The 25,019-nt window shown below is 67.4% G+C and carries 24 protein-coding genes; 19 read left to right on the top strand and 5 right to left on the bottom strand.

Going from position 1 to position 25,019, the window contains the following annotated elements; all coding sequences use genetic code 11:
- Position 1 precedes the first annotated feature (1 nt).
- Both mrdA and rodA read left to right on the top strand, forming a co-directional pair.
- Positions 2 to 2,008, top strand: coding sequence for a penicillin-binding protein 2 (gene mrdA, locus AC1D2H_RS12505; RefSeq protein ID WP_478011168.1), 2,007 nt, complete (start codon positions 2 to 4; stop codon positions 2,006 to 2,008).
- A complete protein-coding gene (gene rodA, locus AC1D2H_RS12500; protein ID WP_478011167.1) occupies positions 2,005 to 3,159 on the top strand; it encodes a rod shape-determining protein RodA in 1,155 nt (384 codons plus the stop codon). The genes mrdA and rodA overlap by 4 nt, the downstream gene beginning before the upstream one ends.
- Here the strand turns inward: rodA and AC1D2H_RS12495 are convergent.
- Together AC1D2H_RS12495 and AC1D2H_RS12490 are read right to left on the bottom strand one after the other, a co-directional pair.
- Complete coding sequence (locus AC1D2H_RS12495) at positions 3,137 to 4,576, bottom strand: sensor histidine kinase (RefSeq protein WP_477935658.1); 1,440 nt, start codon at positions 4,574 to 4,576, stop codon at positions 3,137 to 3,139. The two genes, rodA and AC1D2H_RS12495, sit on opposite strands and share 23 nt — an antisense overlap.
- Before the next feature lie 99 nt (positions 4,577 to 4,675).
- Positions 4,676 to 5,347: a response regulator gene (locus AC1D2H_RS12490; RefSeq protein ID WP_056191475.1), complete on the bottom strand. Its 672-nt coding sequence runs from the start codon at positions 5,345 to 5,347 to the stop codon at positions 4,676 to 4,678.
- A 202-nt stretch (positions 5,348 to 5,549) separates the two neighbouring features.
- On the opposite strand from AC1D2H_RS12490, the gene recA reads away from it, so the two are divergent.
- The 14 genes from recA to AC1D2H_RS12420 all read left to right on the top strand — a co-directional run bounded on the left by recA (position 5,550) and on the right by AC1D2H_RS12420 (position 20,193).
- On the top strand, positions 5,550 to 6,587 hold the full coding sequence (gene recA, locus AC1D2H_RS12485) for a recombinase RecA (RefSeq protein ID WP_477935584.1): 1,038 nt from the start codon (positions 5,550 to 5,552) through the stop codon (positions 6,585 to 6,587).
- A 21-nt stretch (positions 6,588 to 6,608) separates the two neighbouring features.
- Positions 6,609 to 7,145, top strand: a complete 537-nt coding sequence (locus tag AC1D2H_RS12480; RefSeq protein ID WP_478011166.1) for a RecX family transcriptional regulator — start codon at positions 6,609 to 6,611, stop codon at positions 7,143 to 7,145.
- 176 nt (positions 7,146 to 7,321) lie between these two features.
- Positions 7,322 to 7,900: a DUF2889 domain-containing protein gene (locus AC1D2H_RS12475; RefSeq protein WP_478011165.1), complete on the top strand. Its 579-nt coding sequence runs from the start codon at positions 7,322 to 7,324 to the stop codon at positions 7,898 to 7,900.
- A 25-nt stretch (positions 7,901 to 7,925) separates the two neighbouring features.
- Positions 7,926 to 9,086: an ADP-forming succinate--CoA ligase subunit beta gene (gene sucC, locus AC1D2H_RS12470; RefSeq protein WP_477935590.1), complete on the top strand. Its 1,161-nt coding sequence runs from the start codon at positions 7,926 to 7,928 to the stop codon at positions 9,084 to 9,086.
- A 72-nt stretch (positions 9,087 to 9,158) separates the two neighbouring features.
- On the top strand, positions 9,159 to 10,052 hold the full coding sequence (gene sucD / locus AC1D2H_RS12465) for a succinate--CoA ligase subunit alpha (RefSeq protein WP_056191464.1): 894 nt from the start codon (positions 9,159 to 9,161) through the stop codon (positions 10,050 to 10,052).
- Positions 10,053 to 10,180: 128 nt separating this feature from the next.
- Positions 10,181 to 10,876, top strand: a complete 696-nt coding sequence (locus tag AC1D2H_RS12460) for a TerC family protein (protein WP_477935592.1) — start codon at positions 10,181 to 10,183, stop codon at positions 10,874 to 10,876.
- Between the two features lie 10 nt (positions 10,877 to 10,886).
- Entirely contained in the window at positions 10,887 to 12,008 is a 1,122-nt protein-coding gene (locus tag AC1D2H_RS12455) for a serine/threonine-protein kinase (protein WP_478011164.1), read from the top strand.
- Complete coding sequence (locus tag AC1D2H_RS12450; protein WP_478011163.1) at positions 12,005 to 12,802, top strand: Stp1/IreP family PP2C-type Ser/Thr phosphatase; 798 nt, start codon at positions 12,005 to 12,007, stop codon at positions 12,800 to 12,802. Before AC1D2H_RS12455 ends, AC1D2H_RS12450 begins: the two co-directional genes overlap by 4 nt.
- Positions 12,803 to 12,853: 51 nt before the next feature.
- The gene (locus AC1D2H_RS12445; RefSeq protein ID WP_477935598.1) at positions 12,854 to 13,504 is read left to right on the top strand and encodes an FHA domain-containing protein; all 651 of its coding nucleotides are present in this window, start codon (positions 12,854 to 12,856) and stop codon (positions 13,502 to 13,504) included.
- A 168-nt stretch (positions 13,505 to 13,672) separates the two neighbouring features.
- Positions 13,673 to 14,458, top strand: coding sequence for an MBL fold metallo-hydrolase (locus tag AC1D2H_RS12440; RefSeq protein WP_478011162.1), 786 nt, complete (start codon positions 13,673 to 13,675; stop codon positions 14,456 to 14,458).
- A 250-nt stretch (positions 14,459 to 14,708) separates the two neighbouring features.
- A complete protein-coding gene (locus tag AC1D2H_RS12435; protein ID WP_478011161.1) occupies positions 14,709 to 15,161 on the top strand; it encodes a pilin in 453 nt (150 codons plus the stop codon).
- 119 nt (positions 15,162 to 15,280) lie between these two features.
- The gene (locus tag AC1D2H_RS12430; RefSeq protein ID WP_478011160.1) at positions 15,281 to 16,687 is read left to right on the top strand and encodes an O-antigen ligase family protein; all 1,407 of its coding nucleotides are present in this window, start codon (positions 15,281 to 15,283) and stop codon (positions 16,685 to 16,687) included.
- An 89-nt stretch (positions 16,688 to 16,776) separates the two neighbouring features.
- Complete coding sequence (locus AC1D2H_RS12425) at positions 16,777 to 18,459, top strand: phosphoethanolamine transferase (RefSeq protein WP_478011159.1); 1,683 nt, start codon at positions 16,777 to 16,779, stop codon at positions 18,457 to 18,459.
- A gap of 27 nt (positions 18,460 to 18,486) precedes the next feature.
- Positions 18,487 to 20,193, top strand: a complete 1,707-nt coding sequence (locus AC1D2H_RS12420) for a PglL family O-oligosaccharyltransferase (RefSeq protein ID WP_478011158.1) — start codon at positions 18,487 to 18,489, stop codon at positions 20,191 to 20,193.
- Here the strand turns inward: AC1D2H_RS12420 and moaC are convergent, their stop codons facing one another.
- On the bottom strand, positions 20,194 to 20,676 hold the full coding sequence (gene moaC, locus AC1D2H_RS12415; protein ID WP_478011157.1) for a cyclic pyranopterin monophosphate synthase MoaC: 483 nt from the start codon (positions 20,674 to 20,676) through the stop codon (positions 20,194 to 20,196). It lies immediately after the preceding gene.
- A 154-nt stretch (positions 20,677 to 20,830) separates the two neighbouring features.
- Between moaC and AC1D2H_RS12410 the strand changes: the two genes are divergently transcribed.
- Positions 20,831 to 22,432 (top strand): M48 family metalloprotease, encoded by a 1,602-nt coding sequence (locus AC1D2H_RS12410; protein WP_478011156.1) that lies wholly within the window; start codon positions 20,831 to 20,833, stop codon positions 22,430 to 22,432.
- A gap of 3 nt (positions 22,433 to 22,435) precedes the next feature.
- Here AC1D2H_RS12410 and AC1D2H_RS12405 read toward each other — a convergent pair whose 3' ends face one another.
- Positions 22,436 to 23,065, bottom strand: coding sequence for a glutathione binding-like protein (locus AC1D2H_RS12405; protein ID WP_477935611.1), 630 nt, complete (start codon positions 23,063 to 23,065; stop codon positions 22,436 to 22,438).
- Between the two features lie 69 nt (positions 23,066 to 23,134).
- Between AC1D2H_RS12405 and AC1D2H_RS12400 the strand changes: the two genes are divergently transcribed.
- Complete coding sequence (locus tag AC1D2H_RS12400) at positions 23,135 to 23,767, top strand: TetR/AcrR family transcriptional regulator (RefSeq protein WP_478011155.1); 633 nt, start codon at positions 23,135 to 23,137, stop codon at positions 23,765 to 23,767.
- Here AC1D2H_RS12400 and AC1D2H_RS12395 read toward each other — a convergent pair.
- Positions 23,757 to 24,113 (bottom strand): phage holin family protein, encoded by a 357-nt coding sequence (locus AC1D2H_RS12395; protein WP_477935615.1) that lies wholly within the window; start codon positions 24,111 to 24,113, stop codon positions 23,757 to 23,759. The two genes, AC1D2H_RS12400 and AC1D2H_RS12395, sit on opposite strands and share 11 nt — an antisense overlap.
- A 249-nt stretch (positions 24,114 to 24,362) precedes the next feature.
- On the opposite strand from AC1D2H_RS12395, the gene AC1D2H_RS12390 reads away from it, so the two are divergent.
- Complete coding sequence (locus AC1D2H_RS12390; RefSeq protein ID WP_478011154.1) at positions 24,363 to 25,010, top strand: energy transducer TonB; 648 nt, start codon at positions 24,363 to 24,365, stop codon at positions 25,008 to 25,010.
- Positions 25,011 to 25,019 lie beyond the last annotated feature (9 nt).

Below are 25,019 nucleotides of genomic sequence, written 5' to 3'. Positions count from 1 at the left end.
CGTGGTCGTCCTCAAGAACCTCCACCAGGAGCTGTCGCGCTTCCGGCTGCGCGTGCTGGCCGCGGGCGCCTTCGTGCTGTTCTGCTTCGGCCTGCTGGTGGCGCGCCTGCTGTGGCTGCAGGTCACGCAGTACGACAGCTTCGCCGAGCGGGCCGAGTCCAACCGCATCGCCGTCGTGCCCATCGTGCCCAACCGCGGCTTGATCAAGGACCGCAACGGCGTCGTGCTGGCCAGCAACTACTCGGCCTACACGCTGGAGATCAACCCCGAGAAGGTCACCGACCTCGATGCCACCATCGAGGCCCTGGGCCAGGTCATCGAGGTCCAGGCGCGCGACAAGCGCCGCTTCAAGCGCCTGCTGGAAGAAGCCAAGCACACCGACTCCCTGCCCATCCGCACCAAGCTGACGGATGAAGAGGTCGCGCGCTTCACGGCCCAGCGCTTCCGCTTCCCCGGCGTGGAGATCAAGGCGCGGCTGTTCCGCTCCTACCCGCTGGGTGACGTCGGCGCCCACCTGATCGGCTATATCGGCCGCATCAACCAGGCCGAGAAGAAGGCCATGGACGACTGGGAGGAGGAAGACCTCGCCAACTACCGCGGCACCGAATACATCGGCAAGCTGGGCCTGGAGCAGGCCTACGAGAAGGAATTGCACGGCGCAACCGGCTTCGAGCAGGTGGAGACGAGCGCCGGCGGCCGCGCGGTGCGCCGGTTGGCCCACAAGCCACCCACGCCCGGCAACACGCTGAACCTGTCCATCGACATCAAGCTGCAGGCGCTGGTGGAGCAACTCTTCGGCGAGCGCCGCGGGGCGCTGGTGGCCATCGATCCGCGCAACGGCGAGGTGCTGGCCTTCGTGTCCAAGCCCAGCTTCGACCCCAACCTCTTCGTCGACGGCATCGACGCCGACTCCTGGCGCGACCTCAACGAGGACATCGACAAGCCGCTGCTGAACCGCGCGCTGCGCGGCACCTACCCGCCCGGCTCCACCTTCAAGCCGCTGATGGCCATGGCCGCGCTGAACAGCGGCAAGCGCGCACCCGGCACGGTCATCATGGACAACCTGACCTACAGCTTCGGTGGCCGCACCTTCGGCAGCCCGGAGACCGACCGGGCCGGCCCGAAGGACATGCGCCTGGCCATCGTCAGTTCGTCCAACGTCTACTTCTACAGCCTGGCCAACGAGATGGGCGTGGACCTCATCCACGACCAACTGGAGCCCTTCGGCCTGGGCCGCAGGACCGAGATCGACGTGCAGGGCGAGGTCACCGGCGTGCTGCCCTCGCAGGAATGGAAGCGCAACTATTTCCGCAAGAGTCCGGCGAACCAGAAGTGGTTCCCCGGCGAGACCATCTCGCTGGGCATCGGCCAGGGCTACAACAGCTTCACGATGCTGCAGATGGCCACGGCCTACTCGACCATCGCCTCGGGCGGCCAGCGCTACAAGCCGCGCCTGGTGCGCGAGATCGAGGACGTCGTGAAGCACGAGCAGCGCCGCGTCGCCAGCGATGCGCTGCCCGCGCTGCCGCTGAAGCCCGCCGACGTCGCCGTCATCCAGAACGCGATGAACGGCGTGACGCTGGAGGGCACGTCGCGCCAGGTCTTCCTGGGCGCGGGCTACCAGAGCGGTGGCAAGACCGGCACGGCCCAGGCCGTCGGACTGAAGGCCGGCGAGAAATACAGCAGCATCAAGGCGGACGAGCGCAAGCGCGACCATTCGCTCTACGTCGCCTTCGCGCCGGTGGACAACCCGACGGTGGCCCTGGCCGTCATCGTCGAGAACGCCGGCTGGGGCTCTTCCTCCGCCGCGCCGATTGCGCGCCGCGTGTTCGACTATCTGCTGCTGGGCCAATACCCCAGCGAGGAAGACATCGCCAAGACGCAGCTGGGCCAGACCTTCGCCCCCATCGGCACGCCGCGCAAGGTGGTGGACGTGCCGCTGTCCGGCTGGCAGCCGGTCTCGGCCGCCTCGGCGCCCCCCGCACCCTCTTCGGGAGCCTCGCGATGACCGTCATCRAACGCCCGCCCCTGTGGCAACGCCTGCGGCCCTGGCTGATCGGCTTCGACATCCCGCTGCTGATCGCCGTGCTGTGGATGTGCGGCTGGGGCCTGCTGTGCATGTACTCGGCCGGCTATGACCATGGCACGCGTTTCGTCGACCACGCCCGCAACATGGTGCTGGCCCTGGGCCTGATGTTCATCGTCGCCCAGGTGCCGCCGCAGAAGCTGATGGCGCTGGCCATTCCCCTCTACACCTTCGGCGTGGCGCTGCTGATCGCCACCGCGCTGTTCGGCGTGACAAAAAAGGGGGCCACGCGTTGGCTCAATATCGGCGTCACGCAGATCCAGCCCTCCGAGCTGCTCAAGCTCGCCACGCCGTTGATGCTGGCCTGGTGGTTCCAGAAGCGCGAGGGCCTGCTGCGCTGGCCGGACTTCATCGCAGCCTTCGCGTTGCTGCTTGTGCCGTTCCTGCTGATCGCCAAGCAGCCCGACCTGGGCACCGGCATCCTGGTGCTGGCCGCGGGCCTGTACGTGATCTTCTTCGCCGGCCTGCCCTGGAAGCTGATCGTGCCGGCCCTCGTGCTGGCCGCCGCCGGCGCCACGACCCTGGTGCTCAGCGAGGACGCCATCTGCCAGCCCGACCTCAAATGGCCGGTGCTGAAGGAGTACCAGAAGCACCGCATCTGCACGCTGCTGGACCCGTCCAAGGACCCGCTCGGCAAGGGCTTCCACATCATCCAGGGCGAGATCGCCATCGGCTCCGGCGGCGTGACCGGCAAGGGCTTCATGCAGGGCACGCAGACCCACCTGGAGTTCATCCCCGAGCGCACCACCGACTTCATCTTCGCGGCCTTCGGCGAGGAGTTCGGCCTGATGGGGGCGCTGGCGCTGCTGACCGGCTTCACGGCGCTGATCCTGCGCGGGCTGATGATCGCTTCCGATGCACCCACGCTGTTCACGCGCCTGATGGCCGGCGCCGTGACGCTGTCCTTCTTCACCTATGTCTTCGTCAACATGGGCATGGTCAGCGGCATCCTGCCCGTCGTCGGCGTGCCGCTGCCCTTCATCAGCTACGGCGGTACGGCGATGGTGACGCTGGGGCTGTCGCTCGGCCTGCTGCTGTCGATCGCCCGGGTCAAGAAGCTGGTAAAGACGTAGCCGGGAATCTGATCGTGAACCGGGCGCCCGGCCCCTGGCCATCGGGCGACTCCCCTCCTGCGGCGCGGCGTACCCGCGTGTCGTCCAGCGTCAGTTCGGCCTCGTGCTGCTGCACGATCTCCTGCACGATGGCCAGCCCCAGGCCCGAGCCTTCGACGCCGCTGCCGAGCGACCGATAGAAGGGCTGGAAGACCTTCTCGCGTTCGTTCGGCGCGATGCCCGGCCCGGTGTCCTCGACCTGCAGCACGACCACCTGGCCGAAGGGGTCCTCCACGACGCGCACCGTCACCAGGCCGCCGGCCGGCGTGTACAGCAAGGCGTTGTCGACCAGGTTGCGGATCAGCTCGCCCAGCAGCATCGCCTGGCCGTTCACGCGCAGCCGGCTGTCATCCGGCACCACGCCGTCATAACCCAGGTCGATGCGCCGCTCCAGCGCGCGAGGCACAAAGTCGCGCACCGAGTCGATGGCGATCTCGGCCAGGTTGACGGGCTCGCGCTTCATGGCCTGCTCGGCATCCTCGGCGCGCGCCATGGCCAGCAGCTGGTTGACCATGTGGGCGGCGCGCTCGCTCGCGCGGGCGATATGGGCGAGGGAGCGCTTCAACTCCTCCGGCGACGCGCGGCCGGCATCGATCTCGCGCTGGATCAGCTCGGCCTGGGTGCGCAGGCCCGCCAGCGGCGTCTTCAGCTGGTGGGCGGCGTCGGCCAGGAAATGCTTCTGCCGGCTCATCGACGAGTCCAGCCGCGCCAGCAGGTCGTTGATGGCCTGCACCAGCGGCGCCACCTCGTCCGGCACGCGCTGCTCGTCGATGGGCGAGAGGTCCGAGGCCTCGCGCGAGCGGATGCGGCGCTGCAGCTCGTTCAGCGGCGAGATGCCGCGCGCCAGCGCCAGCCACACCAGCAGCACGGCCAGCGGCAGGATGACGAACTGCGGCAGGATGACGCCCTTGATGATCTCGTTGGTCAACCGCGCGCGCTTGCCCAGCGTCTCCGCCACCTGCACCAGCATCGTCTTCGTCGATCCGGCCTGCCCCTCGGGCGCGATCCACAGATAGGCCACGCGCACCGCGTCCGTGCCGACCTCGTCGTCGCGAAAGTGCAGCTCCCAGGGCACGACGGGCGCGTCCTCGGTCGGCACGGGCAGGGTCGCGTCGCCGCTCAGCAGCTCGCCGCGCTGGCCGAGCACTTGGTAGAAAACCGTGTCCGAGGCATCCGCCCGCAGCAGCGCCGCCGCCTCGGGCGCGAGGGCGTAGCGGTCTCTTCCCTTGGTCGGCGCAGATTCCGCCGCGACCTGAAGCCCGAGGCTGCGCGCCATCTCCCCGAGCTCACGGTCGTACGGCCGGCTTGCAATGCCCTGCGCCACCAGCCACGTCAGCGCCACGCTGATCGGCCAGATCAGCAGCAGCGGAGCGAGCATCCAGTCGAGGATCTCGCCGAACAGCGAGCCCTGCGCAGCAGGGGCGCCCGCCCGAACCAGCGAGCCCTGCTCGGGGCTGGCGCCGTCCTTGTTGGGCATTTAGGAGTTGATCTTTTCGAGGCAGTAGCCGAGACCGCGCACCGTCGCGATGCGGATCGGGCCCTGCTCGATCTTTTTGCGCAAGCGGTGGATGTAGACCTCGATGGCGTTGTTGCTGACCTCTTCACCCCATTCACACAGCCGCTCGACGAGCTGGTCCTTGCTGACGAGACGACCCGCTCGCTGCAGCAGCACCTCCAGCAGCGACAGCTCGCGCGCCGACAGTTCCAGCATCTGCTCGTTGATGTAGGCCACGCGGCCGGTCGCATCGAAGGTCAGCGGCCCATGCTTGATGAGGCTGCTGGCCGTGCCCAGGCCACGGCGCGTCAGCGCGCGCACGCGCGCCTCCAGTTCCTGCAGCGAGAAGGGCTTGGCCATGTAGTCGTCGGCGCCCAGGTCCAGCCCCTTGACGCGCTGCTCGACGCTGTCGGCCGCGGTCAGGATCAGCACCGGCATCGTTGAGCCGCGTGCGCGCAGCTTGCGCAGCACCTCGAGACCGTGCAGGCGCGGCAGGCCGAGGTCGAGGATGACCAAGTCGAACTCATGAGTCGCCAGCGCCGAATCGGCCTCGGTGCCCGAGCTGACCCGGTCCACCGCATAGCCGGAGGCGCGCAAGGCCCGCAACAGGCCATCGGCCAGCACTTGGTCGTCTTCGGCAATCAGGATGCGCATCGTCTTGTCTCCTGCGCCGATGTTATGTGCGACCGCAACGCCGGCGGCTTGCGGCAGCGCAAGGCTGGCTCACGCCATGAGCCACCTTGTTCCTAGGATGCTCCTCAATCCTGAGCCGCTTGCTGCCGCGGATCGGGGGACAAACCACTGTACAAACATACAGATTGCCCCATAATTCAGCCCATTCCCCACGGAGATTCGCATGGACGCCCCGGTCAAAGCCCTCAACACCGAAAAAGCCAAGGCCCTGCAGGCCGCCCTCGCCCAGATCGAAAAGCAATTCGGCAAGGGCTCCATCATGCGGCTCGGCGAAGGCGAGGTCATTGAAGACATCCAGGTTGTTTCCACCGGCTCGCTGGGCCTGGACATCGCCCTGGGCGTCGGCGGCCTGCCGCGCGGCCGCGTCGTCGAGATCTACGGCCCCGAGTCCTCGGGCAAGACCACGCTGACGCTGCAGGTCATCGCCGAGATGCAAAAGCTCGCCGGCACTTGCGCCTTCATCGACGCCGAGCACGCCCTGGACATCCAGTACGCCCAGAAACTCGGCGTCAACCTGCAGGAACTGCTGATCAGCCAGCCCGACACCGGCGAGCAGGCCCTCGAGATCGTCGACGCGCTGGTGCGCTCCGGCTCGGTGGACCTCATCGTCATCGACTCGGTTGCGGCGCTGACACCCAAGGCCGAACTCGAAGGCGAAATGGGTGACAGCCTGCCCGGCCTGCAGGCCCGCCTGATGAGCCAGGCGCTGCGCAAGCTGACCGCCACGATCAAGAAGACCAACTGCATGGTCATCTTCATCAACCAGATCCGCATGAAGATCGGCGTCATGTTCGGCTCGCCCGAAACGACCACCGGCGGCAACGCGTTGAAGTTCTACGCCTCCGTGCGCCTGGACATCCGCCGCATCGGCTCGATCAAGAAGGGCGAGGAGGTCATCGGCTCCGAGACCAAGGTCAAGGTCGTCAAGAACAAGGTCAGCCCCCCGTTCAAAACCGCCGAGTTCGACATCCTTTACGGCGAAGGCATCAGCCGCGAGGGCGAGATCGTCGACATGGGCGTGGTCGCCAAGGTCGTCGAGAAGTCCGGCTCCTGGTACGCCTATCAGGGCGAGAAGATCGGCCAGGGCAAGGACAACGCCCGCGAGTTCCTGCGCGAGAACGTCGATGTCGCCCGCGAGATCGAGAACAAGATCCGCGAATCCCTGGGCGTCGCACCGCTGACCTTGGCGGCCGAGGAGTAAGAGCCGCCCGGGGCCTGCTGCATGGCGACCCGAGCGCCGCTGTCGCTGAAGGCCCGCGCCATCGGCCTGCTGGCCCAGCGTGAGCACAGCCGCGCCGAACTCCGGCGCAAGCTGTTGCGCATCGAGCAGCAGCAACGGCAGCAGCGCTTGCGCCTTGCCGCGGCGCAAGCGGCGGGTGAGGCTGAGCCGCCACCCGCGGCCATCGACGACGAAGATGAAGAAGAGGCTGGCGAGGCGGCCGTCGAGGCGCTGCTCGACAGCCTCGCCGCCGCCGGCTATCTGGACGAGGCCCGTTTCGTCGAGTCACGACTGCATTTGCGCGCCAACCGCTTCGGTGCCCAGCGCATCCAGCAGGAACTGGCCCAGCACGGGCTCAGATTGGATGCCGAACAGCAGGCGGGCCTGCGCGAAACCGAAATGGAACGCGCCCGCGAAGTCTGGAAGAAGCGCTTCGGCGACGCGCCTTCGCGCGACACGGCGGAGCAGGCGCGCCAGACCCGCTTCCTGCTCGCACGCGGTTTTGCCCCCGAAGTGGTGCGCCGCTTGCTGAGGGCCTAAGGCCCGCTTGACCGAGCGCGCAGGGGGAGTTTTCACCCTCCGTGCTACATTGCCGCCTGCCCTAAAACGAGGGTTCACCCGGTTACAGGCCCCTTTGCCCCATGGGCAAAGCGCTGCCAAGGCCGGGCAGACCACGTCCCGGCGCTGGCCGGGGAGATTCGCCATTCCCCCGCCCCATGCCCGCCGTCCACCCGTCCATCACGCGCCGCCCGCTGCATCGCCGCGCCCTCGATGTGCAGGTGTTCGCGCGCGATGACGGCCTGTTCGATGTCGAAGCCAGCCTGACCGATGTCAAGACGCACGACGTCCCGCTGGCTGGCCTGCCCCGCAAGGCCGGCGAGCCCATCCATGAGATGCACCTGCATTTGACCGTGGACGCGACGCTGACCATCACCGCGGCGAGTTCCGAAACGCTCTGGATGCCCTATCCCGGTGCCTGCAACGAGCACGGCGATGCCTATGCGCGCCTCATCGGCCTGAACCTGATGAAGGGTTTCCGCCAGGCCGTGCAGGAGCGCCTGGGCGGCACACGCGGCTGCACCCACCTCACCGAGCTTTGCCAGATCCTGCCCACGGCCGTCATCCAGGCCATGGCCGGCTCCGTCATCGACACGCGGGAGGGCGACGCCGCCGGCAATCCGCCCTTCCAGCTCGACCGCTGCCACGCCCTGCGTCGCGACAGTGCCACCGTGGCCAAGTTCTACCCGCGCTGGCACCAGCAAGCTGCTGCCCAGCCCGCCACTTCCGAATCCTGACTTCCCCGACCCGAGAGACCCAGCCATGAAAATCCACGAATACCAGGGCAAAGAAATCCTGCGCCAGTTCGGCGTGCCGGTGCCGCGCGGCATCCCGGCCTTCACCGTGCAGGAAGCCGTCGAGGCTGCCCAGAAGCTGGGCGGCCCGGTCTGGGTGGTCAAGGCCCAGATCCACGCCGGCGGCCGCGGCAAGGGCGGTGGCGTCAAGGTCGCCAAGAGCATCGATGACCTGAAGGAAAAGGCCGACGCCATCCTGGGCATGCAGCTCAAGACGCACCAGACCGGCCCCGAAGGCCAGAAGGTCCGCCGCCTCTACATCGAGGACGGCGCCGACATCAAGAATGAGCTCTACGTCTCGCTGGTCACCGACCGCGGCACGCAGAAGATCGCCTTCATCGCATCGAGCGAAGGCGGCATGGACATCGAGGAAGTGGCCCACTCCACGCCCGAGAAGATCATCACCGAGATGATCGACCCGCTGACCGGCCTGACCGAAGCTCAATCGCGCAAGATCGCCGCGGCCATCGGCCTGACCGGCGCGTCCATCGACCAAGCCGTCGACATCTTCGCCAAGCTCTACAAGTGCTACATGGACACGGACGCGTCGCTGGTTGAAATCAACCCGCTGAACTGCGACTCCAAGGGCAACCTGATGGCGCTGGATGCGAAGTTCAACTTCGACGCCAACGCGCTGTTCCGTCACCCGGAGATCGTGGCCTACCGCGACCTTGACGAGGAAGATGCTGCTGAAGTCGAGGCTTCCAAGTTCGACCTGGCCTACATCTCGCTGGACGGCAACATCGGCTGCCTGGTGAACGGCGCCGGCCTGGCCATGGCCACGATGGACACCATCAAGCTGTTCGGCGGCGAGCCCGCCAACTTCCTGGACGTCGGCGGCGGCGCCACGGCCGAGAAGGTCACCGAGGCCTTCAAGATCATGCTGAAGAACCCGGAAGTGAAGGGCATCCTGGTCAACATCTTCGGCGGCATCATGAAGTGCGACACCATCGCCGAAGGCGTCATCGTTGCCTGCAAGGCCGTGAACCTGTCCGTGCCGCTGGTCGTGCGCATGAAGGGCACCAACGAAGAACTGGGCAAGAAGATGCTGGCCGAATCGGGCCTGCCCATCATCGCCGCCGACACCATGGCTGAAGCCGCGACCAAGATCGTCGCAGCAGTAGCTTAATGACCTTGCGGGACAGGCCGCCCGAGCGTACTCGCGAGTAGCTCTGTCCCCAACTGACTAGGAACAGTTCTCATGTCCATCTACATCAACAAAGACACCAAGGTCATCACCCAGGGCATCACCGGCAAGACCGGTCAGTTCCACACCCTGGGCTGCCAGGCCTATGCCAACGGCAAGAACGCCTTCGTCGCGGGCGTGAACCCCAAGAAGGCCGGCGAGAAGTTCTCCGAGATCCCCATCTACGCGACCGTCAAGGAAGCCGCCGGCCAGACCGGCGCGACCGTGTCCGTCATCTACGTGCCGCCCGCGGGCGCTGCGGCTGCCATCTGGGAAGCCGTCGAGGCGGACCTGGACCTGGCCATCTGCATCACCGAAGGCATCCCCGTCCGTGACATGCTGGAAGTGCGCAACAAGATGAAGGCCAAGGAAGCCGCCGGCGGCAAGCGCACGCTGCTGCTGGGCCCCAACTGCCCGGGCCTGATCACGCCGGAAGAAATCAAGATCGGCATCATGCCGGGCCACATCCACCGCAAGGGCCGCATCGGCGTCGTGTCGCGTTCCGGCACGCTGACCTATGAAGCCGTGGCCCAGCTGACGGAGATCGGCCTGGGTCAATCGAGCGCGGTCGGCATCGGCGGCGACCCGATCAATGGCTTGAAGCACATCGACGTGATGAAGGCCTTCAACGACGACCCGGACACCGATGCCGTCATCATGATCGGCGAGATCGGCGGCCCGGACGAGGCGGAAGCCGCGCGCTGGTGCAAGGCCAACATGAAGAAGCCCATCGTCGGCTTCATCGCCGGCGTCACGGCGCCCCCCGGCAAGCGCATGGGCCACGCCGGCGCGCTGATCTCCGGCGGTGCCGACACGGCCGATGCCAAGCTCGCCATCATGGAAGAGTGCGGCTTCACGGTCACGCGCAATCCGTCGGAAATGGCCAAGCTGCTCAAGGCCCTGCTCTGAGCCTGCGCTGCTGAGCGCTTCGAGGGCCGTTCGCTGAACGGCCCTTTTCCTTTGCTGCCTGCGTAGTTGCACGCAGACGCAGCCCGCCCGGGCGGACCGACACTCGGGCCAAACACAACGAGCCTGCCATGGACCTGCTGAACGCCGCCTTCTTCATCGCGCTGCTGAAGATCATCTGGGTCAACATCCTGCTGTCCGGCGACAACGCCGTCGTCATCGCGCTGGCCGCGCGCAACCTGGCGGCCGAGCAGCAGAAGAAGGCCATCATCTTCGGCAGCGGCGCAGCCATCGTGCTGCGGGTCGTGCTGACTTTGTTCGCCGTGCAACTGCTGCAGCTGCCCTGGCTCAAGCTCATCGGCGCGGTGCTGCTGCTGTGGATCGGCATCCAGCTGCTGGCCGACAGCGATGACGATGCCGACGTGCACGCCAGCAGCAGCGTCTGGGTGGCCATCCGCACCATCCTGATCGCCGACCTGGTCATGAGCCTGGACAACGTCATTGCCGTGGCCGCGGCGGCCAACAGCGCCCCCGAAGGCGCACGCCTGATGCTGCTCATCATCGGCCTGGGCCTGTCGATTCCCCTCATCATCTTCGGCAGCACGCTGCTGCTCAAGCTGATGGAGCGCTTCCCGGTCATCATCACGCTGGGCGCGGCCCTGCTGGGCTTCGTCGCCGGCGAGATGGCCACCACCGACATGGCCGTGCACGAGTGGTTCGAAGCCCATATGCATGGCCTGGACTACGCGGTCAGCATCAGCTGCGCGGTTCTCGTCGTCGCCGTCGGCATGGCGCTGGCCCGCCGCGGCAAGCGCAAGGCGGCCTAAGATCGGTCGCATGGCAAGCGGCGCAAAAACTGGCTTCTGGCGGCGCCTCGTCGACCGGGTGTCAGGCCCGGCTGACGCGCAGCCCAGCGAGCTGTCCACGCTGCCCGCCGTCCAGCAGACCCTGGCGCCAGGCGCCTCCGCGCCTCAGGCCCTGCCAGCCGCCCCACCCCCCGATCTGCACGATTTCGAGATCGGCGCCGAGATCGGCCGTGGCGCCATGGCCATCGTCTACAAGGCGACGCAGCGCTCCACCGGCCGCCAGGTCGCCATCAAGCGGCTGGCGCTGAGCCGCGAGTTCTCCGCCGAAGACCTGGCCGACGTGCGCGAGCGCTTCATGCGCGAGGCCCGCGCGGCGCGTCAGCTGGAGCATCCCGACATCCTGCAGGTCGTCGATGCCGGCCAGGACGGCAACGACAGCTGGCTCGCCCTGGAATACGTGCTCGGCCGCGACCTCAGCCTTTTCACCCGGGTCGGCCAGCTGCTGCCCGCGCGCGAGGTCGTGCAGATCGGCGTGCGGCTGGCCCGCGCCCTGGGCTATGCCCACAGCCAGGGCATCGTGCACCGCGACATCAAGCCCGCCAACGTCATGCTGGACCGCATCAACGGCAGCCTCAAGCTGATGGATTTCGGCATCGCCCGCGTCGGCGACGGCAGCCGCACCCGCACGGGCCTGGTGCTGGGCACGCCGTCCTTCATGTCGCCGGAGCAGCTGGCCGGCCTGACGGTGGACGGCCGCAGCGACCTCTATTCCCTGGGCGTGCTGCTCTATCAGCTGCTGTGCGGCACGCTGCCCCACCAGAGCGAATCGATGGCGCGGCTGATGCAACAAATTGCGACCGAGCCAGCGGCCGACATCCGCACCCACCGGCCCCGGCTGCCGGAGGCCCTCGCCCTGATCCTGGCCCTGTCGCTGGAGAAACGCCCCGAGCTGCGCTACGCCAGCGGCGAGCAGATGGCCCGCGACCTCGAGGCCATCCTGGTAATGAGCATGCAGACCGAGGAGCCGGCCGCTCCCGAGGCTGTTTCCCCCCAGGATGGGGCGTTCGCACAAACACTGCGCTTGACGCCCGGGGAAGCAGGGCAGAATCCCCGATCCTCTGCCGAGCCCCACGAGCCCCCGCAAGCCTCATGACACTGGAGTTCTTCAGCGCCACCGACGTGGGACGTGCGCGCGACAACAACGAAGATTCGGTCGCCCTGGACGAGGCTGCCGGCTTGGCCGTGCTGGCCGACGGCATGGGCGGCTACAACGCCGGCGAGGTGGCCAGCCAGATGCTGACCAGTTTCGTCAGCTCCGAGCTGGGCCGCTGGCTCAAGGACGCCGGCCGCGAGGCCAGGGCCGGCGAAGTCAAGCGCGCCATGGACATCTGCGTGGACAACGCCAACCGCGCCATCTTCAACGCCGCCAACACCAATCCGCGCTATGCCGGCATGGGCACGACGCTGGTGCTGGGCGTCTTCCGCCCCGAAGGCCTGCTGCTCGGCCATGTGGGCGACTCGCGCGCCTACCGCCTGCGCGCCGGGCGGCTCATGCAGATCACGCGTGACCATTCCCTGCTGCAGGAGCAGATCGACGCCGGCCTGCTGACTGTCGAAGAAGCGGCGTTTTCCAGCAACAAGAACCTCGTCACGCGGGCCGTCGGCGTCGAAGACACGGTGCTGATGGAGCTGCATCTGCACGAAATCCAGCCGGGCGACACCTATCTGCTGTGCTCCGACGGCCTGTCCGACATGCTCGACGATGACAGCCTCGCCAATCTGCTCAACGGCAATCCGGCCTTGCCCGAGGCTGCACGCGCGCTGATCAACGCAGCCAATGACAGCGGCGGGCGCGATAACATCGCGCTTATCCTGGCCCGCGCAGAAGGCCGCCAACGTACCGAAGGACGGGGCTGGTGGCCCTTCGGTCGACGCGGCGGCAACTGACTGCTGTCCCATGCAGAGTCACGGCACGTACAACAGAACTTGAGGTCATAAATGGGCAAACTGGTGGTTTCGCTCGACGGCGTCGTGATCAAGGAGGTACAGATCACGAAGGACAAGACCACCCTTGGTCGGCGTCCCTACAACGACATCGTCATCGACAATCTTGCGGTCAGCGGCGAGCACGCCGTGCTGCAGATGGTCGGTGCCGACGTCTTCATTGAAGACCTCAACTCCACCAACGGCACCTACATCAACGGCAAGGCGATCAAGAAGCAGCTGCTGGCCGACAACGACACCGTCGAGATCGGCAAGTACAAGATCAAGTTCCTGCTCAACGATGGCGGCGACTACGAAAAGACCATGATCCTCAAGCCCGGTTCCGGCGCACCGCCGAACCTGGGTCTGGGCTCATCCTTCGGTTCGTTGGGTGCGGCCACGGTCGGCCCGGCCTCCATCAAGGTGCTGACCGGCGCCGCCGCCGGCCGCGAGGTCGCGCTGTCCAAGGTCGTCACGACGCTGGGCAAGCCCGGCGTGCAGGTCGCCTCCATCACCAAGCGCCCCACGGGTTACGTGTTTGCGCACGTCGAAGGGGGCCAGCGCCCGAGCGTCAACGGCATCCCGCTGACAGGCGAATCGATTGCATTGCGCACCGGCGATCTGATCGAACTCGCCGGCACGCAGATGCAGTTCATCCAGGGCTGAACAGCCCGCAGTTCAGGCCGGCAGCGGGCTTCGCGGCTGCTGTGACTTCCTCACGATAGCGAGACCCCCAAGTCGGTAATCCGACCGTCCGGCCTCGCTGACGGGTGCGTACATTCTTGGCTCGGCCTCGCCTGACGCGAGGCACCCCAATCCGAGCCACGCCCCCGCATGAACATCCGCGTCCTGGGTTGCTCCGGCGCCATTGCCGCCGGCTACAAGACCACAGCCTTCCTGCTCGACGGCGATGTCCTCATCGACGCCGGCACCGGCGTGGGCGACCTGCCGCTGGACGCGCTGGCCGCCATCGACCACATCCTGCTCAGCCATTCCCATCTGGACCATGTGCTGGGCATCCCGCTGCTGGCCGACGCGGTGCTGCGCCTGCGCGCCGCCGCCGGCCGCCCGCCCATCCAGGTCCATGCCCTGCCCGAGACGCTGGCCGCGCTGCGCCAGCACATCTTCAACGGCGTGATCTGGCCCGACTTCACCGCCCTGCCCAGCCGCGACGCGCCGGTGCTGAGCCTGCACGCCTTCCAGATCGGCGACCGCGTCGACCTGGGCGGCCGCGTCATTGAAGTCCTGCCCGCCGCCCACACCGTGCCCGCCGTCGGTTTCGCCGTCGATGCCGGCGCGGCCAGCGGCCATGCCCACTGGGTCTTCACCGGCGACACCGGCCCCAACCCGGCGCTGTGGCAACGCCTGGCCGACCTGCGCCTGTCCCATCTCGTCATCGAGACGGCCTTCAGCGACGATGAGGCGGAGGTCGCCCATGTCAGCCAGCACCTGTGCCCGGCCGACCTCGGCCATGAGCTCAGCCAGTTGGCCGGCAGCGTCGACGTGCGCATCACCCACATCAAGCCCGGCGAAGTCGACGCTGTCATGCAGGGCGTGCAGGCCTTGAACAGCCCGCACCGCATCAGCGCGCTGCAGGCCGGCCAGGACATGGCGCTCTAGCCTGCTCCGGCCTTGCGATCCCCCGATCAGGCGCCCTCGAGGCGCCTTTTTCTTGCCTGACGTTTCCTGCCCTGATTCGTCCCGCTGACAGAACGCGTCAGCCCGAAGTGACGTTTTTTGTCAGTCCAAGGCCGTGTCGCCCGCCATCCGTGCGCTTTCGCACGGCTGATCAGGCAGAAAAAGCTGGCACGGGCCCTGCATTCAGGGGGTGTGCCCTCCTCCCACCACTCACACTCTCTGGAGTACTGACATGAACCTGAAAGCACGTGCCCAACAAGGCTTCACCCTGATCGAACTGATGATCGTCGTGGCCATCATCGGCATCCTGGCTGCCGTCGCGATCCCGCAATACAAGGACTACACCGCCAAGGCCAAGGCCGGCAACGCCCTGTCTTCGGCTGACACCGCCAAGGCCGCCGTGGCCCTGTGCGCCCAGGAAGAAGGCGGCCTGTCGACCTGCAACACCGCTGGCGTCCTGAGCAACTACGCCTTCACGCAGACGGCTGAAGTCGCCTCGCTGACCATCACTGGCAACGGCGTCATCGCGCTGACCTTCAACGCCGCGACCAAGGTCGGCAACGACCTGGGCGCCAAGACCATCACCTTCACGCCGAGCCTGGGCACGTCCAGCGTCGTGTGGACGGCCACCACGACCGTGACCGCGCCGGTCCTGGTTGCCGCGATCCAGAAGAACAACACCTGATCCAGCGTTGTTCAACAAAAAGGGGCCTCGTGCCCCTTTTTTGCGTTTCTGCAGCGGTGATTCACTGACCTGCCCATCGCTGCTGTCAGTCCAACCCAGACATCCCCTACGGTCCTGCCATGCATCACAGAGATTGGGGCGCCAAGCTGACGGCGCTTGGGTTTGGCGGCGGGCTGCTGGTGTTCGTCCTGCTGATGCCGTTCTATTCGGCATTCAGCACGTCTGCACACAATGCCGCGAGGTTGGCGCAGGTCCCCTTGCTCCTGCTCGCAACGCTCTTCCTGCTGGTTGGCGGCCGTGCGCGGTGGGCGCGCGCCAACACCATCAAGCTCGCCGGCCTGGTGGTGTTGATGCTGATTTCGGCACTTCACGCCCATCAGCCGGCCGCCGCGTTCAGAGAGCTTTTCCTGCTCTTCTCGCTGTTCTTCCTGACGCTGGCCATCGGCTCACTTCAAGAAGAAATCGGGATGGAGAAGGTCCTCCTGGCCATCGTCTCGGCGTGGCTGCTCTACGAGGTGTTCTTCCTGCTGGCATGGAGCGCCAGCGCCCTGAACGGCGGCGCGGGCAACTTCTGGCTGATGGTGCCCGGATTCGACAACCCGCGCTTCCTGAATCACGCCCAAACACCCGCGCTGCCCATCCTGATCGGCGTGGCGAGTGACAGCAACAACTCGCTGCGGCTGCGGCGTCTTGGCTGGGTCGCTGCGACGCTCAGCATCGCCATCCTGATTGGCCTGGCATCGCGGGCAAGCATGCTCGCGCTGGTCTTGAGTGCGCTGGTGGTGACCCTGCTGTTTCGCAAGCAAGCGGCTCTCTATCTGAAATGCAGTTTGATCGCGCTGATCGCGGCGTCGATCTTCTACTTCTGCTTTTTCTACGCCTTGCCGTCGACGCTGGATTCGGCGGCCATGACGGTGCAGCACAGCACGACCGATCTGGTCAGCGATCATTCGCGCCTCTTCCTGTGGAAGATTGCCGCCGATCAGCTGATGAGTTCACCGTGGCTGGGCGTCGGGCCCATGCATTTTGCGGAGTACGTCAACCTGCGCGGCGCCCATCCGCACAATGTCTATATCCAATTCCTTGCGGAGTACGGATTGCCGACCACCTTGCTGGTGTTCGGCTGGTTGCTGCACCTGCTGTGGAAAGGCCTGCAAAAGCGACGGGCTGTGAAGCAGGCCCTCACCGGGGTCGATGTCGCGGTGGTCGCCGCCGTCTTTGCCTTGGCCATCGACGGATTCTTCTCCGGCAATTTCGTGATGCCGGTTTCGCAGGTGTGGATCTGCATCGCGATCGCGCTGTTCGCGAACGGCCCGGCGGCCGCCTCCGAATATGCACCCACCGTGCGGCAGGAAAGGCTGCCGGTACGCCGCATCATCATGCTAGCCCTGCTGGCCTTCCAACTCGTGCTGGCCTGGCCGACGCTCAGGGAGTACGAAATGCCGCGTCCCACGCTAGGCCAACGCCCAGCGTCGCCGGAATCGGAACCCAACAACCCACGCTTCTGGCTCGACGGCTGGCTCTGATCAGCCGCATGTGCCAGCCCCATTCATCCCGATAACCCGGCATGGCTCAGACCATATCGTCGACGCATCGAGGCACCCGGCATCCGTGGATGAGCGCGCTCAATGGCGTGATGCTGCTGACGCCGCCATCGGTGCTGGCCATGGCGGGTGGTGCCGCAAGCCACGATCTTCGTGCGCCCGTCTGCGGCCTGCTGCTCTCGCTGCTGATATTGGCGTTGCCGATGCTGCTCGTGAAGACCTGGCGCAGTTTTTTCCTGCTGCATCTGCCGCTGCTGGGCTTGTCGCCTCTGTTCATCTGGTACGTGCTCAACTTCTCGGCGCCACCTGATGAAAACGCATTCGCCGTGTTGCTGACCTCCTCGCCGGCCGAGATCGCCGGGTTTGTGTCGTTGTTCCACCTGCAATTGCCGCTGGGGCTGTGTGGCGCCGCGATCGCCTTGTATGCCGTCCATGCCGCCTGCCTGGGAAGCCAGCCGATTCCCTTGTCGGTGCGCCGCGCCGTGCGATGGCTGGCCGTCCCCCTGCTCGCGCTGCTGCTCTTCATGCCGTCCACGGGGCCGCACGGCATTCGAGTGGATATCGGCGAAAACGTGAACGGCTATCTCACGTCGAGCTATCCCCTCGGAGGCTTCATCAGCGTCATTGGCGGTCTGGAAGGCAACGCCCAGGCGATGGGAATGTTCGACGCGCATGAGCCTTTCGGCGTCCGCGCCAGCGTCGCCTCCGCCACGCCGCAGACTCACATCCTCGTCATCGGCGAGTCGGCCCGGGCCGATCGGTTCCATCTCCTCGGCTACGCCCGTCAGACCACGCCGGAACTCGAGCGCATTGACGGCCTGCTGGCGTTCAAACGCGTCTATTCGACTGGCAATCTGACCTTGCTCGCAGTACCCATGCTGATGACGGGCACCGCACCGGCGACGTACTCGCCGCAATCCGTTCGCGGGACGCTGATCGACCTCGCCAACGAAGCGGGCTACTTCACCGCTTGGCTGTCCAACCAGAACATGGAGCTCTACAAGATCGTCCACCCACGGCCCCAGGTTTGGCGCCAACCAGCGGACACAGGCAACTGGAGCGAAAACCATGCCACGCCGGACGACATCCTGCTCGCGCCGCTGGACGAGATGCTGGGCAACGAGCGCCCCCGCAAGCTCATCGTGATGCACACCTACGGCAGCCATTGGGACTACACACTGCGCCTGCCGGACAACGGCTTTCACTTCTCCGGCAGCGATCGCGAGACCGTGCGGGCCGCCATCCAGGCCGAGCAGTCCGGCAAGGTGGCGGCAGACGCCTACGACGACACCATCCTCCAGACGGACTTGGTGCTGAGCCAGATCATCCGGCGCGCCTCGAAATTGCCCGGCGAGGTCACGGTGACGTACATCCCCGATCACGGCGAAGCGCTGAAGGCGGTGGAAGGCCGTGCCACCCATGGCTTTCGGGACTTCAACACCAGCGAACTGCACATCCCGCTGCTCATCTGGGCCAATCCTGCATTCAGGAGCGCGCACGCCGCGCAGTGGCAGAACCTCAGCGCGCGCACAGGGCAGGTCGTCAGCCAGGACGCCGTCTTCCACACCGTCGCCTCCATGCTGGGCATCGAGTTCCCAGCACACGACTCTCAACGCGACGTCACCTCCCCAGCTTTTCGAGCCATTCATATCCGCCAACTCCAGTTCCGCATCGCCGGCAGCAGCGAGTTGCGTCGGTTGACAGATGCGCTGGACTGGCCCAAGGCCTGCCAGGAGCTGCACGCCTGCAACTGAGCTGCCGCCATGCCATCATGCGCGCCCATGTCGTCCCAGACCCTTGACCAGCCGCGAGCCGACACCGCGCCGCTCGGCCTCATCCTCGCCACCGCCCTGCCGACGCTGCTGGCCTTCAACCAGACACCGGCGGCCACGCTCTACAACCAGTTGCTCGCCCTGGCTGGATGGGGCGTGGCCTTGCTGCTGTGGGCGCGTGCCACCCCGGGCTGGCGCGCCGGTCTGAAGAGCCCTGCGGCCGCGGCCCTGGCCCTGCTGCTCCTCGCGCCCCTGGTCTCGATCGGCTGGCGCCACCTGCCCGCCTCGCTGGGCCTGGGTGCCGCCGCCGTCATCGGCGCCGGCCTGGCCGTGCTGCTCGTCGCCCAGGGCCTGACGCGCGAGCAGCGCAGCCACGCCGCCGAAGCCCTGTGCTGGGGCCTGCTGGTGGCGGGCCTGCTGAACATCGTCGTCAGCCTCGTGCAGGTCTTCATCCCCGACCTGGCCGACGGCAACCTCATCGCCCGCTCCGGCATCCCGGGCCGGGCCGTCAGCAATCTGCGCCAGCCCAACCACCTGGCCAGCCTGATGATGTGGGCCGCTGTCGCCGCCGTCTTCATCACCGAGAAGCGCCGTTGGCGCCTGGCCCTGCCGCCCCTGCTGTTCGCCTGCGTCTTTGCCGTCGTGCTGAGCGCCTCGCGCACCGGCTTCATCGGCATCGCCATGCTGGCGCTGTGGGGTGTCGCTGACCGCAAGCTCTCGCGCAGCGCCCGTTTTTCGCTGCTCGCCACGCCGCTGATGCTCGGCGTCAGCTGGCTGTTGATCTCGCTGTGGTCGGCCGAGAGCGGCCATGCCTTCGGCGCCGCCTCGCGCCTGTCCGAAGGTGCCGGCTCGCCGTCGCGCCTGGCCATCCTGCGTGATGCCTGGGCCCTGACGCTGGCCAATCCGGTCTCCGGCGTCGGCTGGGGCGAATTCAACTTCGCCTGGAGCCTCAGCCCCTTCCCGAGCCGGCCCATCGCCTTCTTCGACCACACCCACAACCTGCCCGCGCAGCTGGCCGTCGAGCTCGGCCTGCCCTGGGCCGGCGCCGTGCTGGCCCTGCTGGGCTGGGCCTTGTGGAAGGCCTGGTGCGGCGCCCTGCGCGAGGACGACGACGCCCCACTGCGCCGTGCCGCGCTGATGATCGTGCTGACCATCGCCCTGCACAGCCTGCTGGAGTACCCGCTCTGGTACGCCTATTTCCTGCTGCCGGCCTGCTTCGCCTTCGGCCTCACGCTGCCGGCCGATGCGCCTGCCCGACCCGCCGCTGCGGCACCCTGGCAGGTCGTGGGCGGCCTGCTGATCGCCGGCAGCCTCTTTGCGCTGTGGGACTACCACCGCATCGTCGCCATCTACATGCCCAGCGAGGACGCCGTGCCGCTGGGCGAACGCATCGCGACGGGCCAGCGCTCGCTGTTCTTCAGCCACCAGGCCGACTACGCGGCCGCCACCAGCCAGCCCGCGGGGCCGGCGGCGCTGGCAGCCGCGCGCCGCACCGCCTTCAGCCTGATCGACGCCAGGCTGCTGATGCACTGGTCGCAGTCGCTGGACCAGACGGGTGATGCTGAAGGCGCACGCTTCCTGGCCGACCGCCTGCGCGAGTTCCGCAATCCGACGGGCGACAACTGGTTTGCCAGCTGCGAAGACGCCGCTTCGGCGCCGGTCATGCCGCAGTGCCAGCCGGCATCGGGCGTCGTCGACTGGCGAACCCTGCGTTGATCAGACGGCGGCGTGCCAGTCGCCGCTCTTGCCGCCCTGCTTTTCCAGCACGCGCACGCGGTCGATGACCATGCCGCGATCGGCCGCCTTGCACATGTCATAGATGGTGAGCAGGCCGACCTGCACGGCGCACAAGGCCTCCATCTCGACGCCGGTGCGGCCCAGCGTCTCGACCTGGGCGCGGCACAGCACGCGGCTGCCCGCCTCGTCCAGCTCGAAGTCGACCGCCACGCGCGTGATCGGCAGCGGGTGGCACAGCGGCACCAGGTCGGAACAGCGCTTGGCGCCCTGGATGGCCGCGATGCGCGCCACGCCCAGCACATCGCCCTTCTTGGCGCTGCCGCTGGCGATCAACGCGAAGGTCTCGGGCAGCATGCGGATCTCGCCGGCCGCGACGGCCACGCGATGCGTCTCGGCCTTGGCCGACACGTCCACCATATGGGCCTGGCCCAGGGCGTCGAAGTGGGTCAGCGGGGTTGTCATGGCAGTGGCGCCCGGCCGCCCGAAGCCGCTGACGCGCCTCCTCGGGAGGCAGCGAGCAGGGCGAGCGTGGAGGCTGTCATTTCAGGAAACAAATAGGAAACCGAGTTGCAGGCATCATAGGCAGCCGGCTGCCGCCGGCCGGAGTTCCTGTTCGATGAAGAAGTCCCGTGTCCCCGCCCCTTCCCGCGCCCTGCTGACCCTGCTCGCGGCCGCCTGCCTCATCACCACCGCGCCCATCCAGGCCCAGGTCAACCTGCCAGCCCTGGGCGACTCGGTCTCGCAAGACCTCGATGTCGGCGCCGAGCGGGCCCTCGGTGAGCGCTATATGCGCATGATCCGCCTCGACCCCGCCTGCGTGCAGGACCCGCTGTTGCAGGAATACATGACGGGCATCTTCGAGCCGCTGGTGGCCGCGTCGCGCAAGCTCGGCCATGTCGGCGAAGACATCCAGACCCGCTTCGCCTGGGAGAGCTTCCTGGTCGAGGACAAGAGCATCAACGCCTTCGCGCTGCCGGGCGGCTTCGTCGGCACCCACCTGGGGCTCATCGCGATGACGGTGTCGCGCGACGAGCTGGCCTCGGTGCTGGCGCACGAGATCTCGCACGTGACGCAGCGCCACATCGCGCGCCGCATTGCCGGCGACTCCAAGAACAGCATGGTCGCCATCGCGGGCCTGCTGCTGGGCGTGCTGGCCGCGTCGCGCGGCAACATCGAGCTGGCCAATGCCGGCATCGTCGGCGGTCAGGCCGCGGCCACGCAGCTGTCGCTGAACTTCTCGCGCGACATGGAGCGCGAGGCCGACCGCGTCGGCTTCAACGTGCTGGTCGAGGCCGGTTTCGCGGGCAGCGGCATGGTCAGCATGTTCGAGCGCATGGAGCAGGCCTACCACCTGATGGACAACGGCGCCTTCCCCTACCTGCGCTCCCACCCGCTGACCAGCGAGCGCATCGGCGACGCGCGCACGCGTCTGGCGCTGGAACCGTTCGCGCGCCCGCGCGGGCTCGCCGAGCATGCGCTGATGGCAGCGCGCTCGCGAGTGCTGATGGACCCGCGGGTCGAAGCCTGGAAGGTGCTGGAGAACTACGACGCCGGCGCCCGCAACATCCGCGAGAGCGGCGGCTATGAACAGCTCGGCGCCCGTTATGCCGCGGCGCTGGCCTCCATCAAGCTGCGCAACTTCGACCGCGCCGAGGCCACGCTGCGCAGCGCCGAGGTGACGCTGCAGCTCATCAACCCCAGCCCCACCGAGACCGTCGCGGCCACGCGGCAACTGACCTATCTGCGTGCCGAACTGGCACAGGCCCGCGGCCGGCCGATGGAAGGCATCGCCGCGCTGGACACGCTGGCGGGCGAGAAGTCCCGCCCCATGCTGATGCAGCGCGTCGGCCTGGCGCTGGCGACCGGCCCGGCATCGCCCGCCTTGCGCGAAGCCGCGGATGCGCTGCAAACCCATGTGAGCCTCGAGCCCCGCGACTCCCTGGCCTGGGCCCAGCTCGCGCTGATCTGGCAGAAGCTGGGCCAACCGCTGCGGGCCGTGCGCGCCCAGGCCGAGGTGCATGCCGCCGCCGGTGACCTGAACGGTGCCATCGACCGCATGCGCTCGGGCCTGCGCCAGTCACGCGGGCCGGATGCCGACCAGGTCGAGGCCTCGGTCATCGACGCCCGGCTGCGCGCCCTCGTCTACGAGCGCCAGTCCCTGCTCGGCGAGATGTACCGCGGCCGCTACATCCCGCCGGACGTCGAACTCCCCAACTGAGCGTCAGGCAGCTTGCCGCTGCTCTTCCTGATACAGCGCGAACTCCTCGCGCAGCGCCCGCGCCACCGCCTCGCGCTGGCCGATGCGGCGGTGATAGGCCTTCACCGCCGGCCAGGCCGCGAGGTCGACGCCGGCATACGGCGCCCAGTTCAGCACGACGGCGAGGTAGATGTCGGCGATGCCGTAGCCACCTTCCAGGAATTCATGCTGCTGCAGATGCGCCTCCAGCGTGGCCAGGCGCAGCGCCGCCTTGTCCATCGAATAGGCCTTCACGTCGGCGCTGGCCTGGGGGTCCAGCAGGGGCACGAAGACGGCCTTGTGCAGTTCGGTGCCGATGAAGCCCAGCCACTGGCGCACCCGGGCGCGCGCATCGGCGGCGGTCGGCAGCAGGCCGGCCTCGGGCCATGCCTCGGCCAGGTATTGCAGCACCGCCGGGTTCTCGGTCAGCACCCAGCCGTCCGGGGTGCGCAGCGCCGGCACCTGCCCCATCGGGTTGATCTGCCAGTAATCACGGCCGTCCAGCGTGCGCTTGGCCTTGCTGTCCACCTGCGTGAAGCGCGCCTCGGCGCCCACTTCATAGAGCACGGTGCGGCTCGCCAGCGAACAAGCCATGGGGGAAAAGAACAACTCCATCTCGGTCTCCAACAGTGTTTTTGTACTGTATTGAATAGAATTCACTGTCGTCAATGAATTTCATGCGCCGTGGTACAAAAATCTGAAGACGAGGCTCCAGCCCCCGCGCCGCGTCCGCGTGGCCGGCCGCGCAGCTTCGACACCGAAGCCACGCTGGCCCAGGCGACGCTGGCCTTCTGGCAGCGTGGCTATGCATCGACATCGCTCGATGACCTGAGCCAAGCGACGGGCCTCAACCGACCCAGCCTCTACGGCGCGTTCGGCGACAAGCACGCGCTGTATCTGCAGGCGTTGCGCCTGTACACCGAGCAGTCCAATGCCGCCATTGCCGCGGCGTTCGCAGACCGTTCACTGCGTGATGGCCTGCTGCGGGTCTACGAGCTGGCGCTGCAGCTCTACTGCCCGGCCGGTGAGGCCGCGCGAGGCTGCCTGCTGATCGGCACGGCGGCCACCGAGGCGCCGCGGGACGAGGCCATCCGCCTTCAGCTCGGTGATTCGCTGCGTGGTTTCAATGCCGCATTCGAGGCGCGACTGCAGCAGGCGATCGACAGCGGCGAACTGCCGGCCGGCATCGATGTCGGGATGCGCGCCCAGCTGGCGTCGGCCGTCTTGCACTCGATGGCGCTGCGCGCCCGCGCGGGAGACCCGCGCGAGGAACTCGCCGCCCTGGCCCGCGCCGGCGTCGAGATGGTCAGTCGCTAGGGAAGATGCGCTCGACCGCGACGTCGATGACCATGCCGCACAGGCTGTAGATCAGCGAACCGATCAGCGCGGCGGCGAAGCCGGTCACGGCCAGGCCGTCCAGCACCGTGGCGGCCATCCAGAACATCAGCGCATTGATGATGAAGAGGAAGAGGCCCAGGCTGAGCACCGTCACCGGCAGCGTCAGCAGCACGAGCACGGGCCGCAGCAGCGTGTTCAGCAGGCCGAGCACGAAGGCGGCGATCAGCGCCGAAGTGAAGCTCTTGACGACGACGCCGGGGTAGAGATGCGCCACCAGCAGCAGGGCGCCGGCAAGCAGCAGCCAACGAACGAGAACCTTGGTCATGGCCGCGAGCATATCGGGCGGCCACACCGGCGTGTCGCGTCACGGCCTCACCCCAGCCTGTTCGCAAATAGGAATTGTTCGCATTCGTGTTAAGATTTTTCCATCGCACTTGCTGACGTCTCGTTTGTGAAGCCCGCTCTCGCCTTTGTCGCCTCCACTTCGGCCGCTCCCGCGCCGGTCGCCGTCCCTTCGCGGCCGGCGGAGCTGGTGCCGGCGCAAGTGCAACAGCCGCGGCCTAGCTTTGCCGAGATGTCGAGCCAGCCGCGTCGCCGCCTGCTGCTGGTCGGCATCGCCGCGCTGCATCTGCTGGGCCTGTGGGGCCTGAGCCAGGTGCAGGATGTGCGCCGCTCCGTGGCGCGCCTCGCGCCTGTCGTCGTGCGCCTGGTGGCGCCGGCCGAGCCGCCCAAGCCGTTGCCGCCGCCCCCCATCGCGACGCCGCAGATGCAGGCCCCGGCACTGACCATGATCGACCCGCCGTTGATCGCCGTCGCCGCGCCGCCTGCGCCGTCCCTCGTCGTGGCGGCGCTGCCACCGCCACCGCCACCGGCCGTCGTGCCGGTGCAGAGCGCGCCGACGCCCATCATTCCGATCACGCCGCCCGCGCCCCAGATCAAGCAGATCCCAGCCAGCGCCGTGCGCTATCTGAAAGAGCCGCGTTGGACGGTGCCGCTGATGTCCAGGCGGCTGCGCGAGTCCGRCATCGTGCACCTGCGCGTCGTGGTGGACGCGCGCGGCCTGCCACGCGACATCACGCTGGCCAAGTCCTCCGGTTTCGCCCGACTGGACGAGCAGGCCTTGCAGGACATGCGCGGCGCCCGCTTCGTGCCGCAGACCGAGAACGGTCAACCCGTCGAGTGGGAAGTCATCACGCCGCTGTCCTACGAACTCGACCGCTGACCCCTTTTC

The sequence above is a fragment of the Roseateles sp. P1_C1_2 genome (assembly GCF_056406535.1).
Note: the sequence above shows the minus strand (reverse complement) of the source record. Positions and strands in the feature narration are given on the sequence as shown.